Source organism: Epibacterium sp. MM17-32 (assembly GCF_022348205.1).
Lineage (GTDB): Bacteria > Pseudomonadota > Alphaproteobacteria > Rhodobacterales > Rhodobacteraceae > Epibacterium.
The window spans coordinates 110,287-126,407 of record NZ_JAKRFC010000008.1; the positions used below are offsets into that span (position 1 = coordinate 110,287).

At 64.7% G+C, this 16,121-nt stretch carries 6 protein-coding genes; 1 reads left to right on the forward strand and 5 read right to left on the reverse strand.

Annotated elements, in window-relative coordinates; all coding sequences use genetic code 11:
- Entirely contained in the window at positions 1–6,465 is a 6,465-nt protein-coding gene (locus MHM88_RS14050; protein ID WP_255734654.1) for a type I polyketide synthase, read from the reverse strand.
- A 235-nt stretch (positions 6,466–6,700) separates the two neighbouring features.
- Positions 6,701–8,167, reverse strand: coding sequence for a hypothetical protein (locus MHM88_RS14055; RefSeq protein ID WP_239366284.1), 1,467 nt, complete (start codon positions 8,165–8,167; stop codon positions 6,701–6,703).
- A gap of 120 nt (positions 8,168–8,287) precedes the next feature.
- Between MHM88_RS14055 and MHM88_RS14060 the strand changes: the two genes are divergently transcribed.
- Positions 8,288–9,058 carry a WecB/TagA/CpsF family glycosyltransferase gene (locus MHM88_RS14060; protein ID WP_239366287.1) on the forward strand — a complete coding sequence of 257 codons (771 nt, stop codon included), beginning with the start codon at positions 8,288–8,290 and terminating at the stop codon, positions 9,056–9,058.
- Between the two features lies 1 nt (position 9,059).
- Here the strand turns inward: MHM88_RS14060 and MHM88_RS14065 are convergent, their stop codons facing one another.
- The 3 genes from MHM88_RS14065 to MHM88_RS14075 all read right to left on the reverse strand — a co-directional run bounded on the left by MHM88_RS14065 (position 9,060) and on the right by MHM88_RS14075 (position 15,978).
- Positions 9,060–10,049: a glycosyltransferase family 2 protein gene (locus MHM88_RS14065; protein ID WP_239366290.1), complete on the reverse strand. Its 990-nt coding sequence runs from the start codon at positions 10,047–10,049 to the stop codon at positions 9,060–9,062.
- 80 nt (positions 10,050–10,129) lie between these two features.
- Positions 10,130–14,143, reverse strand: coding sequence for a translocation/assembly module TamB domain-containing protein (locus MHM88_RS14070; RefSeq protein ID WP_239366304.1), 4,014 nt, complete (start codon positions 14,141–14,143; stop codon positions 10,130–10,132).
- Positions 14,140–15,978 carry an autotransporter assembly complex family protein gene (locus MHM88_RS14075; protein ID WP_239366306.1) on the reverse strand — a complete coding sequence of 613 codons (1,839 nt, stop codon included), beginning with the start codon at positions 15,976–15,978 and terminating at the stop codon, positions 14,140–14,142. Before MHM88_RS14075 ends, MHM88_RS14070 begins: the two co-directional genes overlap by 4 nt.
- Positions 15,979–16,121: the final 143 nt, after the last annotated feature.

The window sequence follows — 16,121 nt, forward strand, 5'->3', positions numbered from 1 at the left end:
TTACTCTGCCGCCTTGGAGATGTCCTGCGGCCCGGCGCTTTGCCGTGCGCTTTGGCCGAGAAGATCGCGGATTTCTTTTCCGAGCACGCTGACGTTGGGCACCAGAACCATACCGTCGTGGTCACCGGGAACCTCGCGTACGATCAGTGACTGCGCAAAACGGGTCCAGTCGTTGTCCGTGTAGACGTATTCGCGGTCTCGGCTCACCCATTGCCCACCAGATACTTTCCAATGCCGGTCCAGCACAGGCCGATAGAGTGTCACCGCACCCGTCCAGGGCTGAACCTCGTACGCGGCCACCGCGCGCAGGAAGGCCAGTTCGATCTTGCGGTTGTTGAAACCGGTGCTCTCGCCGGTTTCCGCAGGGCGGTCCTGACGCTTGCGAATTTCCCAGGCAATGCGGTTGCGGAGCCATTCACCGAGGTAGCCGGGCCCTTTGCTGCGGATCTCAGCGAGCTTGATCAGCGCCTTGTCAATGGGTTTGAGGTCAGGGCGCACCGGCAGCGGCGTATCCAGCAGCACCAGCGCATCCACCGCCTCGCCCGAGGCCTTGAGCTGCTGAGCGATCTCATACGCGGTGATGCCGCCGCCAGAGAACCCACCGATGAGATAAGGCCCTTCGGGCTGCACCTGACGCATCTCGGCGATATAGTCGCGGGCGGCGTCCTCGATCCGCTCGTGCGGTTCATCCGTGCCGATCAGGCCACGCGCCTGGAGCCCATAGACCGGACGATCCTCGCCAAGGATCTGTGCCAGATGCCGCAGGTTCAACACGTTGCCAAACATGCCCGCCACGATGAACATCGGTGCGGCTTGGCTGTCCTTGCCGGGGGCAAGGCGCACGAGGTGGCTGAAGCTCTGCGGTGCGGCCTCTTGGTCGTCTGCGGCGTTGCCCTGGGCCTCCAGCGGCCCGGTCTCAGCCTCAATCCGTGTCGCCAGCGCGGCGACGGTCGGGGCATCAAACAGCACGGACATTGGCAACTCGACACCGAAGCTGCGTTTGATCTGCGCAAAGAGCCGCACGGCGATGAGGGAATGACCGCCCAGATCAAAGAAACTGTCCTCGACACCTATTTGCGACAATCCCAGCAGTGTGGCGAAATGACCGGCGAGGGCCTCTTCGGTTGCAGTACGGGGCGCAACATAGTCGGTATCCAGATCGGGGCGGTCAAAGCTCTGCCCTTCACCTTCGGGGGCGGTCTGCCCGCTGGTGTCCGCCTGCTGGCGCAGGGCGTCGAGGTCCAGCGAGGAGACAATCACCTGCGGCAGACCCGCAGCGAGCGCGCGCTCCAGTGCGATGCCGCCCTCGCTGGTGTGGATGCCATTCTCCAGATTGGCAAGCAGGCGCCGCTCGTCCGGCGACAGGGGCTGCGTCTCCGCATCCGAGGTCAGGCCAAGCGCGGCGGCTGTGGTGTCGGTGCGGGTGGGCAGAAGGTTGAAGCCGCCGCTCAGCTGCTGCATGCGGAAATGCGATATTTCCACCAGTACCTTGCCTGCCGGATCGCACAGGGTGATGTCAAACAACACGGCGCCTTGCTCGGCCTGCCCCTCCGCAAGCCGCACATGGCTGTAGATGTCCTTGGTCAACGGGGCGAGCACCCTGATCGTGCCGTAGGAGACCGGCACCCAAAGCGTGCTGGGCTCGTAGCCCGGCGCAAGTTCGATGGCCCAGCCGGTGGCAAGATCCATTAGCCCCGGATGCAACAGCGCGCCATCACTTGCTGCAATATCAGGCAAGGACAGCTGGGCGAGCCCTTCGGCTCGACCAAGAGCCACTGATTGCAGCACATGCCAGCGCGGACCAAACCGCAGGTTGGCTTCTTGCGGGGACCTGATGCGTCCGCCCGCGACATCTGCCTCTTGCGGCGTGCAGCGCGCGGAGATTGCATTCAGATCCAGGGGGGCGGCGGCACTGTGGTCCAGCGTGACCACCTCAGCCTGCGCCGTGCGTGCATATCCCTCTGTCGTTTCCGCGTGGATTTGCACCTCATAGCCTGCGGCACCGGGCGTCAGATGCATCACCGCCTCGCGCGGCCTATGATCCTCGACCACAAAGGGTTGCAGGAAATAGAGGTCCCGGATTTCGTAAGGCGCGGTGCTGCCGAGCGCATCCAACCCTTCGGCAATCAGCTCGATATTGCCGGTGCCGGGGATCAGGGCGGTGCCATCATGGGTGCGGTGATCATCCAGCAGCCAGTCGCTGCGCGCGTCAAAACGGCTGCGGAACACCGGCGCGCCGGAGCGATCAAAGCCTTGTGTCTGCCAAAGCGCGGCCTCTGACGGCAGTGGGTCCGAGGGGGCAGCGCTGCCGCGCCGGGCGGCCATAGCGTCCGCTGCCATGCCGGCATCCGCCCAGATCCCCCAGTCGATGGCCATCACGCGGGTTTGCCCGCCCTGACGGGATTTCGCCCAGGCGTTGAGGTAGTCGTTGGCGGCCACGTAATCCACCTGCCCGGCAGGGCGCGTCACGGTGGAGGAGGAGGAGAACAGCACCATCAGGTCAAGCCTGCCATCCGGGAAGACCTGATCCAGCACACGCAGGCCGTTCACTTTGGGCGCGAGCACCTCTGCGATCTGGCGATCTGTCTTGGCCAGAAGGGGGGCGTCGGCAATATGGCCTGCACCGTGGAACAGGCCGGTGATGGGGCCAAATGCGGCGCGTGCGGCCTCTGCCGCGTTGCGCATGTCCTGGAGGTTGCAGACATCGGCGCTGAGCGTGAGCACTTCGCCGCGTCCGGTCGCCTCCAGTTTTTGAACGGCGCGAATGCGGGTTGCGATCCGGTCAGCCGGGCTGTGGCGGCGCAGGTAGCGGTCCCACTCGGCGCGCGGTGGCAGGGCGTCACGGGACAGAAGCGTGATGCGCGCTTCATACGTCTGCATCAGGTGCTCCGCGATCGTCAGCCCGATGCCGCCGTAGCCGCCGGTGATGAGGTAGTGCCCCCCCGGTTGCAGCGGCAGGTCGCCTGCCATCGGTGCCGTGAGGGGCACGGGGCGATAGTCAAGCTCCAGACGTTTTTCGCCGCGCCAGGCGGCGGCGTGGTTGCCGGGTGCGGCCAGCAGCTCTTCGAGCAGGCGCGAGGTGATTGGGGCAGGTTCGGCGCCGGATAGGAGGGCGGAAAGGCCCGCAGGGACTTGCGGCAGCTCAATGTCACAGGTCGCGACGGTGACACCGGGGATCTCGCGCGGGATCACACCCGCAGGGCCGGAGATCATTGCTTTTTCCGGATAGGGCAGGGGCTCCTCGCGTACCTGCGCAGCACCGGTGGTCAGCACGCTGAGGTGCACCGGATGCGGCAGCTCTGCCTGCGCCAGCGCCTGTCCTAAGGCGGTGAGCGACATCAGCCCCATCTCGATGTTACGATCAAAGAAGGAGGAGCCGGGGCGGAAATCCTCGGTGTCGGTGACCAGCCAGAAATGCGCGATCCGCTGCGGCAGAAGATCCGCCTCGGCCAGATCCGCCAGCAGGGCCTCGGTACCGAACCGGCCTTCTTCCGGGGCCAGTTGATAGAGATCGGGCGCAAGCTGCGCATAGGTGTCCCCAGCCCGCACGCGGGCCACGCGGTGACCGGCGGCAAGAAGAGCCTCGGCGCAGGCGGCAGCCTGTCCGGTGGTGTCTTCAAAAATCAGCCAGGTTTGCGGCTCCAGCGTGAGTTCGTTTTCCACATCCAGCGTGCAATCGGCCAGACGAGGCCGCCAGACCGGGCGGTAGCCCCAATCGGCAATGTCCGCGTGTCGTGCAGGCAAAGCAACCTCGGGCGCTTGCACCGATTTTCCGGGTTCGATGAAGTAGCGGCTGCGCTGGAACGCGTAGGTGGGCAGGCTCAGACGGTTGCGGCGGGCATCGCCCCAGATCTGAGGCCAGTCGGCCTCGACACCGCAGGCCCAGAGACGGCCGATGATACCAAAGAAATAGGCATCATCCGCGATATCCTGCTCCGGGTGGCGCAGAGAGCTGAGCACCTGACCGGACGCAACCTGTGGCGACATTTGTGCCAAGGCGCTGAGGGCCTTGCCGGGGCCGACCTCCAGATAGACGCGGCCCTTGGTGGTTGCGAGCGTTTCGATGCAATCGGCAAAACGCACGGTATTGCGCAGTTGCTCGACCCAGTAGTCGGCGCTGGTGGCCTGTTCCGGCGTCAGCGGCTGGCCGGTGCGGTTGGACATCACCGGCAGGTTCGGCGGTTGCAGATCGAGACGGCGCAGGAAATCGCCATAGGCCGCGAGGATCGGCTCCAGCATGCGGCTGTGGGCGGCGATGTCGATGGGAATACGCTGGAACTCCACATCGCGGGCGCGCAGCGTCTCGGCCAGCGCATCCAGGCGATCATTCGGGCCGGATACAGCGGTGAGTTCCGGCGCGTTTACGCTGGCGATGTCGAGATCCGCGCCCACAAGTGTCTCGACCTCAGAAAGCGGCAGCGAGATCGACAACATGCCGCCCGGCTCAACCGTATCAAACAGCCGACCCCGCAGTTGCACCAGGTCGATGCAATCCTCAAAGCTCATGACACCGGCCAGACAGGCGGCAGTGTTTTCCCCCATGGAATGGCCCACCATGGCGGCAGGCCGGACGCCCCAGCTGATCCAGAGCTGCGCCAGCGCATATTCCACGATCATGATGAGCGGCAATTGTACCGAGGGTTTCAGCAGCGCCGCATCAGCACTTGTCTCCGCGCCGGGGTCCGGCAACCACAGGGCACGGATGTCGAAATCGAGGCTCTTTTCCAGATGGTCCAGCCCCTGATCCATCCAGTCGGCAAACACCGGCTCCGTCTCATAGAGGTCGCGCGCCATGCCCGCAAATTGTGCCCCCCCGCCGGGGAACATAAACACGACCTCGGGATGCGCGCCGAGATGGTCGTGGGTGAAGACCTCGCGCGGGTTGGCGGCTTCCAGCATGTCGGCTGCGTCCGTCGCGGTTTCGGCCACCACCACGCGGCGTTTGGCAAAGCCGCGGCGACCTTCCTTGAGCGTATAGGCCACATCCGCCAGCTCCACATCGGGGTTGGCGCGCAGGTAGGTTGCGAGGTTCTGCGTGTTTGCCTCCAGCGCGGCCTTGGTCTGGCCGGATATACAGAGCACCTGAAACGGGAAATCGCTTTCCTCGGAGGGCGCGCGCACCGGGGCCTCTTCGAGGATCGCATGGGCATTGGTGCCGCCGACGCCAAGGGCATTCACAGCGGCGCGCCGGGGTCCTTTGTGCGAAATCCACGGGCAGAGCGTATCGTTCACGCGGAAGGGCGAGGTTTCAAAATCAATGGTCGGATTGGGTTTTTCATACCCCAGCGACGGCGGCAGCGATTTGCTGTCCAGCGCGAGGGCGGTTTTCACAAACCCCGCCACGCCGGCTGCCGTGTCCAGATGGCCGATGTTGGTTTTGACCGATCCGATCCGGCAATAGCCCTTTGCATCGGTGCCATCGCGGTAGGCATCGGTGAGGGCGGCAACCTCAATGGGGTCGCCGATATAGGTGCCGGTGCCGTGGCATTCGACGTAATCGATGGTTTCAGGGTTCACCCGTGCAGCCGTCAGCGCCTTGCGCACCGCCGCGGATTGTCCATCCACCGAAGGGGCCAGATATCCCGCCTTGGCCGCGCCGTCGTTGTTGATCGCAGAGCCTTTGATGACGGCCCAGATGTGGTCGCCATCGGCCACCGCATCGCCGAGACGCCGGAGCGCCACCGCCCCCGCGCCAGAGCCGAACACCGTGCCCTGCGCGCGGTGGTCAAAGGCGTGGCAATGGCCGTCGGGCGACAGGATCTCGTTTTCCTTGTAGAGGTAGCCGCGCCCCTGCGGCAGCTCGATCGTTACGCCACCGGCCAGCGCCATATCGCATTCGCCCTTGCGCAATGCCTCGGCGGCGTAGTGGATCGCCACCAGCGAGGTGGAGCAGGCGGTCTGCACGTTGACCGATGGTCCCTTGAGATCAAAGACATGGCTGACGCGCGTGGTCAGGAAATCCTTGTCGTTGCCGGTATGGCGCAAGAGGAACATGCCCACGTCATCGACCAGATCCGGGTTCGAGCAGATGTTGAAATAGAAATAGCTGCCCATGCCGCAGCCCGCATAGACACCGACCTGGCCTTTCAGGCTTTCGGGTGTGTGACCGGCATCCTCCATCGCGCCCCATGCGACCTCGAGGAACTTGCGGTGTTGCGGGTCAAGGATCGCGGCCTCTTTGGGCGAAAACCCAAAGAACTCCGCGTCAAACTCGTCAAAGCCCTGCAGCCGGGCCGAGGCGGGCACGTAGTTGGGATCGCGCAAGGTCTCGGCGCGTTCGCCGGCTGCAAGCAGGCTGTCTTCGTCGACGACTTCGATCGACTCGATGCCATCGCGCAGATTGGCCCAGAATGCGCGGATGGAGGATGCGCCGGGCAGGGTGACCGACATGCCGACCACGGCAATATCATCGGCGGAGAAGCCTCCTCCGCTGACTGCATTCGCGCTGTTGTGTTCTCGCCCCAAACTATGGCCCCCAAAATCAAGGCGGCGCCCCCACCGCTACTCTTCTGTTCATACCGTCGCCGCATGGGCGGCATACAGCGTTGTCACCGTCGGGCCCCGTCCTGCCCCTTATGGCCGGTCATGGTCCTGTGCTGCACCAGTCGACACAAGCGAATTTTGCGAAACATCTTGGGCAGGCAAGAGGAGCCATTGTGGCCAAATTGCGATCTCTCGGATGCCCGCGCATGCTTTGCAACTAGTGTATGACGGGTCTCAAACGCTTTCCGTCTGCTGGTGTGTCAATTTCCTGCCGCCCCTGAAACAACGGGCGACGGGGATCAAAAATGCCCGGATGAAGGAGACGTTCCGCATAGCCGAGCAGCGCGCCGGCGCACATCCAGGTGATCGGTACCAGTGTATCATTCAGCAGCATATCCACCATGGTCGCTCCAAGGATCAGTGAAATGCAGGCCACATGCGGTGAGATCTCCCTGTTGCGTCGGCCTCTCAAGGCCCAGTACAACAGCCCCAGCGTTCCGGTCAGAAGCCCCATTTCCGCCAGATAGCCAACCCAGCCGAAGCTGCCGAAGGCAATGATCCAGTGGCCATCGGGGATTGTCAGGATCCGCCCGGTCTCCTCGTCGCGCATCAGATTGCGCCCCCAGCCGCCCCAGCCGAACAGCGGTTTCTCGGCGGCACGCGCCAGCAACGCCTCCTCGTTTTCAAAGCGATACCCGAGCGATTGCGCCCGGTCCTCGCTGATTGCCTCGACCTGCGCCAGAATAGTGTCCAGCGGGATCACATGGGCGTTTCGCAGCATCGGATAAATGCAACCGATCAGCGCAATGCCCAGAGCCAGCTTAACCTGAAGGCGGTAGGACGCGAGCGCAACGATGGGCGTAAAGGCAAGCCCATAAGAGAGCGACGCCATACTTTTGCACAGGACAAGCAGGCCAAACAGATAGATCGCCGCCCAGACAAAGCGCACCCGGTCGCGTCCCTGGGCGACGCGGGCCAGCGAGGTGGCCGCCAGCAGGGCGCTGAACACAAAAAGCGCCAACCACAGGGCGTGCGGCAGGAAGACGATCGGGCGATAACCGCCCTGGCGGATCATCTGCGCAAAGTCATGCTGGAAGAACCCGTAGATCCAGACGTTCATCTGCGGGCTGAGGCGGATTTCGATCAGCGCCGGGATGGAGTAGGCCAGTCCCGCAATGCAGAAGGCGATCAGCAGCTCCCGATGCGCTTCGGGCGTGGACAGATGCCGGCGGGCGATGAAAAAGGGGATCAGCACGATGATCTGCCCCATCATCACCGACCCCAGGTCGCGCAGCCGCAAGCCCGGAAGTTCGGAGTTGTAGAAGATGATCGGAGCGGAGTTGGGCACCGATTCAAAGATGATCCGGTCCGAATTGGTCAGCACCGTCGGAATGGCGCAGAGCACGAATATCGCCACCAGCAGGCGCATGAACAGCGCTTTGGGCAAGAGGGGAACCGGTTCCTTGGCGACAAACAGACACCCCACCAGCGCCATGATCGAACTGATCGAGAATTTGTCGAGATCGGGAACAAGGGGCAGGTCGAAGGCCGCGGTCGGGGGCAATATGAGATAGCCGCCCACCAGGCACAGCAGGATCGCCCGGTGCAGCGGCAACCGCTGGAAAAACACCAGCGTCGCAACCGGCCAGGCCAGCAACATCGCAAAGGCAATTGCGTTAGGCACCTATTTTTCGCCCCACTTCGACCTGAATTCAGTTCTATTGATAACCGAAAGATCTGCCACAGACTTCACGAAATTTCGTAAAGAACAGGATCATCAGCCCAAAAGGTGAACCGAATCGCCATGCACTTTGTGTTCAACAATCAGACAGTTGCGGTCAATGTGGCGGACAGGACTGCGCTCACAAAAACTCTGAAACGCCGGTTCGGGCGTTCGGAGGGCTTTGCGCTGGCAACGGTGAACCTGGACCATCTGGTGAAGCTTTCCGAAAATACCGCCTTCCTGACCGCCTACCGGGCGCAGGATTTCATCGTCGCCGATGGTCGGCCCATCGTGTGGCTGTCGCGACTGGCAGGGCGCCCGGTGGAGCTGATGCCGGGGTCGGATCTGGTGGTCCCCCTGTGCGCGCTGGCGGCAGAGGCTGGTGTCAAAGTCGCGTTTGTCGGCTCGACCGCGTCTGTCCTGTCGCAGGCGCGGGCGGAATTGATGCAGCGTGTGCGCGGGCTGGAGGTGGCCTACACACATGCGCCCAGCCGAAACTTCGACCCCGAGGGGGAAGAGGCGCGGCAGATCCTGGCGGAGCTGGCCGAGCATGACATCGGCTTGTGCTTTATTGCCCTCGGCGCGCCCAAGCAGGAACAATTCGCGCAACTCGGGCGGCAGCTGGCTCCGGCGGTGGGCTTTGCGTCCATCGGGGCGGGGCTGGATTTTGTTGCGGGGGCGCAGACGCGGGCCCCGCGTTGGGTGCGGGGACTGGCGATGGAATGGCTCTGGCGCATGCTGAGCAACCCGATGCGCCTGCTGCCGCGCTATGCGAAATGCTTTGCGATTCTGCCGCGTCAGATCCTGCAGGCCCTGCGGTTGCGGCTGCGGGCGGGGCCCGCCGCGGACTAGCCTATTTGTATTCGATCAGCCCGCGATGCCGCCCGCGTATCCGGTTGAGGTGAAACTCGCACACGCCCAGGGCCTCGGCAAACTTGCCGAGGATCGAAAACCAGGCCCGTTTTGGCCCGTCCCGCAGTGACAGCCGCAGGAATTGCGCCGGATAGGCCAGTGCGACAAGCCCTGCCGCAGGCGGCGCAACCGCAAGCAGGGTGAGCGTCAGCACCGGCAGCAGTGCCCCCCAGACGAGGGCGCGGCGGGTTTCCGCAACCCAGTGCCGTTCGGGAGGCGCGCCATGCAGATACGCGCCTTCGGCAAAGGCATGGCCGGCGCGGCGGCTTCGGTTCCACCATTGCCCGAACCGCGTCATGCGGGCGTCATGCCGGGTCATTTCCGCGTCGATGCGCCAAATCTTCCATCCCGCCCGGCGCAGGCGCAGGCACATTTCCGGCTCCTCACCTGCGATGAGGCTGTCCCGGTAGCCGCCAACCTGACCCACGGCGCTGCGGCGCATCAGGGCGTCGCCGCCACAGGCCGTCGCTTCGCCCACGGGCGTATCCCATTCCAGATCACACAGGTGGTTGTAGATGCTGACATCGGGCGCCTCTTCGCGTCGCCGCCCGCAGACCACCGCCACATCCGGGCGGTCAGCAAAGAACGCAACCGCCGCAGGCAGCCAGTCGGACACCAGGCTGCAATCGCCATCCAGAAACTGGACCAGGGCCCCGGCGTGCCCCGCGTTCAGGCGCTCCAACCCGGCATTGCGGGCGCGCGCGGCGGTAAAGGGCAGGGACATGTCCAGCGACACGATCTCCGCCCCAAGCGCCTCTGCCGCCTCAAGCGATCCATCGGTGGAGCCGCTGTCCACATAGATGATGCGATTGACCTGCCCGGACAGGCTCTGGAGGCACGCGACCAGTCGCGCGCCCTCGTTGCGGCCGATCACCACGGCATCGACATCTGCAAAACGGGCGGCGGTGGCGGAACAGGAAACGTCAGTCATGGGGCTCGCGCATTACGGCTCCTGGCGAGCCCTGGTTCGACCCTACGTGACCTGCCCGGCAATGCAACTGGTTCAAAGGGTCAGTAGTCCCGTTTGAAATAGAGGCCGAGGCCGGTTTCACCGACACTGTCGGCCTTGCCGGTCACGGTCAGGGATTTGGTCAGGTCGAGGTTGATGGTGAGTTCGCTGTCCCCTTCGGCGGTGACGTTCAGATCGGTATAGACATTGTCTGCAAGGTACCCGCCCAGACCGAGCTGCCCGACACCGAGATTGTTGGCGCTGATGTCGACATTGTCCGCGCCGGTGGTGTCCCGCAGTGCCTTTTGCGCCCCGCCGCCACGCCCGCTGAGCGTGATCGCGGACCCGGCCAGCCGTGCCAGCGCCAGCGGCGAGATGTCCTGGATATTGTCGCCGAACAACAGCAGCGCCAGGGCTTCTTCGCTGGGGCGCGGTGGCTCGGAGGTCACCTTGATTTCAGGGCCGTCGATACGGCCGGAGATCGACAGGGTGGCGGTGCCCTGTTCCGTATTGGCGGTCGAGATGAACTCCAGATAGGGTTTCAGGTCTCCGAGCAGCGTGATGCGACCCTCATCCAGATTGAGCCGGCGCCCCAGAATATCGAAGGTGCCGCGAATGAGCCCGATCTGGCCGGAGGGCGCGATATTCGACGTGGTGCCCCGGACGTTGATCGTGCCGCCCAGCTCCGCATTGAGGCCGCGCCCCCGGGCAAAGATGCGGTTTGGGGCATTGACCTGCACATCGAGCGCAATATCCGAGTTTCTGGCCGCGCCCCCGCCGCCGCCGGTATCCACCAGCCCGGCGCGGATGCGTGTGGCGGTCTGGGCGCGCGACTGGCCGCGATGGCGGATGGGCGGAATGGGCGCGGCAGAGACCGCGCCGCCTGCGGTATTGAGGTTGATGTTGGTCTCGCCCACATCGACGCGCCCGCTCAGGCGGCTGTTGCCCGCCAGGGGGCCGGAGAGGCGGAGGTTTGCGCCCAGGGAGCTGCGATAGGACAGGTTGTCCGTCAGGACCACCTCCGACAACCGGATCTGCAGGTTTCCCGAATAGGGGGCGGTCAGGGACACCGGGCCGCTGACGCTGATGTCGCCGCCATCGCGCGGGCGGGCGTCGAGCGACAGGGAGGCGGAGCCGTTGTTCAGGCTGACGCGTGTGCGGATGCCGTCAATGGCCTGCGCTGCTTGTGGCAGAACCAACTGCGCGTCCGCGGTGGTCACGGTTCCGCTGAGCGAACTCAGCTGCGCCGGTCCCCGCAGGGTCAGATCGAATTGCGCCAGACCCTTCAGGAGGTTGGGCTTGATAAAGGCATTGGCGCCTTCCAGTCGCAAGGAGCCGTTGGCAGAGATATCCGCCCGGGCTTGGGCCTCATCCCAGGAACCGGAAATTCTGGAATCGATCCCCAGCGGGCCGCGGGCCGTTGAGTCAATCTGCCAGATGCCATCGCTGCGGGCGGCCTCACCCTGCGCCGTCAACACGCCGTCGAGACCCGGTATGATCTGCTGCAATCGTTCGACGGCCGCATCGAAACTGAGCTGCGCGGCGCCGTCACTTTCGTTGAAGTCGCCGGAGAGGTCGATGCGGGCGCCAGCCGGTCCGGCGAGGCGGCCGCGTCCCGCCCAGGTGCCGGAGCGCCGGGTGCCGCTGATCTCGGCGGAGGCAGTACCGCTGAGCGTCGGAGCAAAGACGCTGACACGGCCGACGTCGGCGGTCAGGCTCAGGTCCACATCTCCGGTGGCCTCTGCAAATGTTGCGTCAAACTCTGCAGTGCTGTCGCCGGGGCCGGTGACAGCGCCGGTGCCGTCCCATCTGCCGTCCCGGCGGGTGGCATTCAGGTTGGTGGTTGCCTGGCCCTGGATCGACGGCACGAACTGCGCGATGCGGGCGACAAGCGCGGACAGCTCCAGATCCATGTCGCCGCGGGCCTCGTCGAACCGGGCGGTCACACGGGCCTGGGTGCCGCCGGTGGCGCTGACGTCGGCTTGGCCGGTCCAGGTGCCATCGCGCCGGTTTGCGTCGCCTGTCAGAGTGAGAGGCGCGCCCGCAAGCTGCGGAGCGAAGGCCTGGGGCTGGTCGATATGGGCGTCAAATCCGAACTGGGCGCTGCCATCCAGGGTAAAGGTGCCGTTCAGATCCAGTCGGGTGTCCTGCGGTCCGCGCAATTTCGCGGTCCCGTCCAGCCGATCACCGGCGCTGTCAAAATTTGCCGTCAGGGTCACCGGACCCGGCAGGTCGGGAACAAATCGCTCCAGCCGGGCCAGCCGTGCATCCAGCTTGATCGCGCCGGCACCGCTGTCGAGCGTGCCTTGACCGGTGGCAGAGACTTCTGCGGTCTGAAGGTCGAAGCTGTCGATCCGCAGGCCTGACGTATCGCGAGCGGCGACCAGCGCGAGCGTGCTTGTGCCGACAAGCAGCGGATCGACATCCGCGATCCCGGTTTGCAGATCACGTCCATTGAGCGTGAGATCAACACCAAATGCGCCGCTCAGGGGCTGAACATGCGCGGTCACATCCGCGTTCGCAGAGCCGGCAAGCTCCAGTTGCGCGAGACTGGAAAAGCGGCCCAGATTTTCGCTTGTGAGCGCCAGGCTGGTGGCGATCCTCAGATCGTTTTCAACACCGTTGAAACGGATTTCGCCGCGTGCGCCGTAGTCCTCACCTTGCAGATCCAGGTCCCGGATCAGGAAATCGGCGCCATCCTCCGTGGTGAGCCTGCTGCTCAGGGTCAATTCACTGCCGGTGGCGGCTGCCAGGGCGGGGTCGGACAGGACAAAACCGCTGAGCCGCGCGTCGAGGGCGCCGTCCAGTGCAAAACCGCTGCTCTGATCGAGCGATCCGGCGGCGCTGATCACCGCGCGGGAGAGCGCCACATCCGGGGTGCGCAGGCTGTCGATCTCGCCATTGATCTGCCAGTTTTCGCCTGCCGGCTTCTGCAAGGCCAGATCCACCCGCGCCACCGTGGTATCCGCGCCAGAGACCGGCAGAATGACCGCGGTCCGCCCGTCCGGCGGGGTGATGCCGGCTTTGAGGTTTGCGGTCTCCAGTGTGCCACCGACGAGCGAGAGCGCTCCGGTCAGGCGCAGGGCCTGGGTGCGCAGCGCCAGGCTTTCCAGATCCAGGCCGCCTTCGGGCAGCGTCTGCCCCTTGACCGTGGCGCGCAGGCCGGGGCCAAAGAAGGGGCGGTAGTCGGGCTTCAGCAACGGGTCGATATTGCCGCCGAGGTCGGCGGAAAAGGCCAACCCGGCGTCGGCGCCCGCTGCAACATCGGCCAGTCCGGTGAGGCTCACGGATCCGTTGATCCGGTCATGGCCGTTTGTGGCCAGCCCGATGTCGGCGGTGAAATCCGACAGCGGCCCCTCGCCCTGGACCGCAAGGCTCAGGTCGGGTCGGCCGGGCAGGTCGAGGGCCGTCGAGACCAGGCCTCCGGCGGCTTCGTCGAGGAGCAAGTCGAGCGCCAGCTGTTCGCTGGAATTGGCAAAGGAGGCGGTCAGGGAGAGCGTGTCTCCGGGCCGATCCAGACGCGCTACCTGCAGCCGGGTATCCAGCGCGCCATCGGCAAGGGTAAGTCCGCCGTCGAGCGACAGGGACGCCTGCTGGCCCACAAGGGCGGCACCCAGCTGGATCTCACCAGCGGCGATTTCACTGATTTCGAGCGACACCGGCAGATCTGGCAGCGAGAACGGCGTTGCCTCCGGTGTTGGCAGCTCCGGATCCGCCGGGAGCGGCTTGGGGCTGCGCTCCACGATGATGCGGTCGGCCTTCAGCCGGTTCACCGAAAACCGGCCCCGCACCAGCGCCAGCCGGTTCCAGTCCAGTTCGGCCCCTTCGACGGTCAGCCAGATGCCGTCCTCATCCGAAACCGTGAGGCGTTCGATGCGGGCCTGGGAGGAGAACGCGCCGTCGAGCCCTTGCACCCGGATGGCGCGCGAGTCGTTGGAAAGCGTATCCTCCAGGAAGGACACCAGCAGCCCCCCGGATTCGGAAGCATCTTGCTGGGCCATGACCGGCGCTGGCGTCAGGGAGACGCCCGCTGCCAGGGTCACGATCATGATGGAACTGCGAGGGGACTGTTTCAAAACGCCTGTCCTATCCCGATGTAAAACTGGAGCCCGTCGTCGGTGTCGCCCGAGACAGGCATCGCGAGGTCGAGTCGGATCGGGCCGATCCCCGTCACGTTATAGCGCAACCCGATCCCGGCACCTGCGTGGTATTCGCTGTCACCACTGACAAAGCTGCTCTCATCCACGAAACCGATGTCGTAGAACCCGACCAGCGAAATCGTATCGGTGAGCCGGCCCCGGATCTCGCCCGACATCGCCAGATAGCCGCGACCGCCCGCGGTGTCCCCGCCCACATCAATGCCGAGAGACTGGAATTCCTGCCCGCGCACCGATCCGGCCCCGCCAGAGAAATACAGCAGTGTCGGGGACACATCCCCCGGCGAGGGGCCGATCAGCGACCCCAGTTGCAGCCGGCCGGCCAGCACGATGCGCCCGGAGGCACCAATGGACCTGTAGCCACGGGCATCGATATTGATCTGCACGCCGGGATCGCCGCCATCGATGCCGACAAAGGGCACGATCTCACCATCGAGATAGTATCCCGCGGTCGCATCGGTCTTGATGTTGCGCTTGTCCTTTTCACCGCGCAGTCGGGCGGCGAGATACGTGAACTCCCGGTCATCCCCATAGGCATCATCGGCATGCACGTAGCGCAGCCCAACCGCGCCTTCGACGTAGGTGGTATCCGATACAGTGCGCCGCACCCCGATCGCACCGGTGGCGCTGGAGGCGGAATAATGTTCTTCTTCCAGCTGTTCCAGCGATGCGACGTAGAACAGGGTTTCATCGGTTCCAAGCGCGGCCGGACGATCAAGGCGGGCGGAAATGCTGCCGTCGATGTCGTCACCGCCCAGACCGCTGACGGCGAGATCAATCTTCAGCCGCTCGGCTGCGCCAAAGAGATTGCGATGCATCCAGCTGGTGCTGAGTTCCACCGCCTCGGAGGACGAAACCTCAACCCCGAAGGTGAACCGTCGTTTGGGCAGGTCCTCGACCTTTGCAATGAAATCGAGCGTTCCGTCCGGGTTCGGGGTCTCTGCCTGTCGCAGGGTGACCGCGGAAAAGGCACCGGTGCGCCGCAGCCGGGTTGCGGATTTCGAAACAAGGTCTGGGTGATACGTGTGGCCGGTGGCAAATCCGGCGATCCGCTGGATCGCCTCGCGTCGCACATCCGACTCGCCCTCGATGCGCAACTGGCCGAGGCGCAACCGCGGTCCCGGCGCGATCCGGAGTTCGGCATCAAGCCGTTTTTGCACGGCATTTGCGGTGATGGATTGCGCGGCAAGCTCCGCCTTGGCATGCCCGGCCCGATCCCATGCGCTGAGCCCGGCGGTGGCGGCCTCCTGGATGACGCCGGTGCTGGCAGGGCGCCCCGGGGCAAAATCTTCGGGCAGATCCGTCGGTTCCGTATCGGGCAACGGTGTAACCTCGGCCTGTCCGAAAGTGAAGGTGGGGCCGGGGTCCACGGTAATCGCAACCTGATCGATTGCGCGCGGCGGGTTGAGCAGGTTGATATTGGCAGCTTCGCGCCCGTCGAGCCGGATGTTGACCACCGGGGCGAAATATCCGGCATCATAGAGCACCTGCACCAGCGTGCGGTAATCGGACAGCGCCGCGGCCAGGACTTCCTGCAGTTCCGCCCCGTCGCCCAGTGCCAATGACGCGCTGGCACCCTGTAGCCGTTCTGTCAGGTCTTCGGGCGCCTTGGGGGCGGAGAGCCGGGTATCCAGCGCATGCGCTGCCGTTCCAGCGCCGATCAGGCCCAGGCTCAGGGAGGACGTGAACAGAACGGGTCGCAAGGCTCGGAGCAGGCGGCGCGCATGCGGGCGCGTGGGGCGAATGCGAGTCATTGGGTCTCCGGCAGCGGGCAATCAACATAAGGTATGCGGGGGAACTAGCCCCCATGCGAGCATTGTCGACGCTACACGCATGACTGTGCTCTTAAAACCTCCGGCACAGCGGCAGCCTGTGCCGTGGGGTCTTTGGTGGGGCA

Excerpts from the sequence above, each read along its gene's own strand:
- MHM88_RS14060 (WP_239366287.1), top strand. The coding sequence starts at position 8,288 with ATGCACTTTGTGTTCAACAATCAGACAGTTGCGGTCAATGTGGCGGAC.
- MHM88_RS14065 (WP_239366290.1), bottom strand. The coding sequence starts at position 10,049 with ATGACTGACGTTTCCTGTTCCGCCACCGCCGCCCGTTTTGCAGATGTC.
- MHM88_RS14075 (WP_239366306.1), bottom strand. The coding sequence starts at position 15,978 with ATGACTCGCATTCGCCCCACGCGCCCGCATGCGCGCCGCCTGCTCCGA.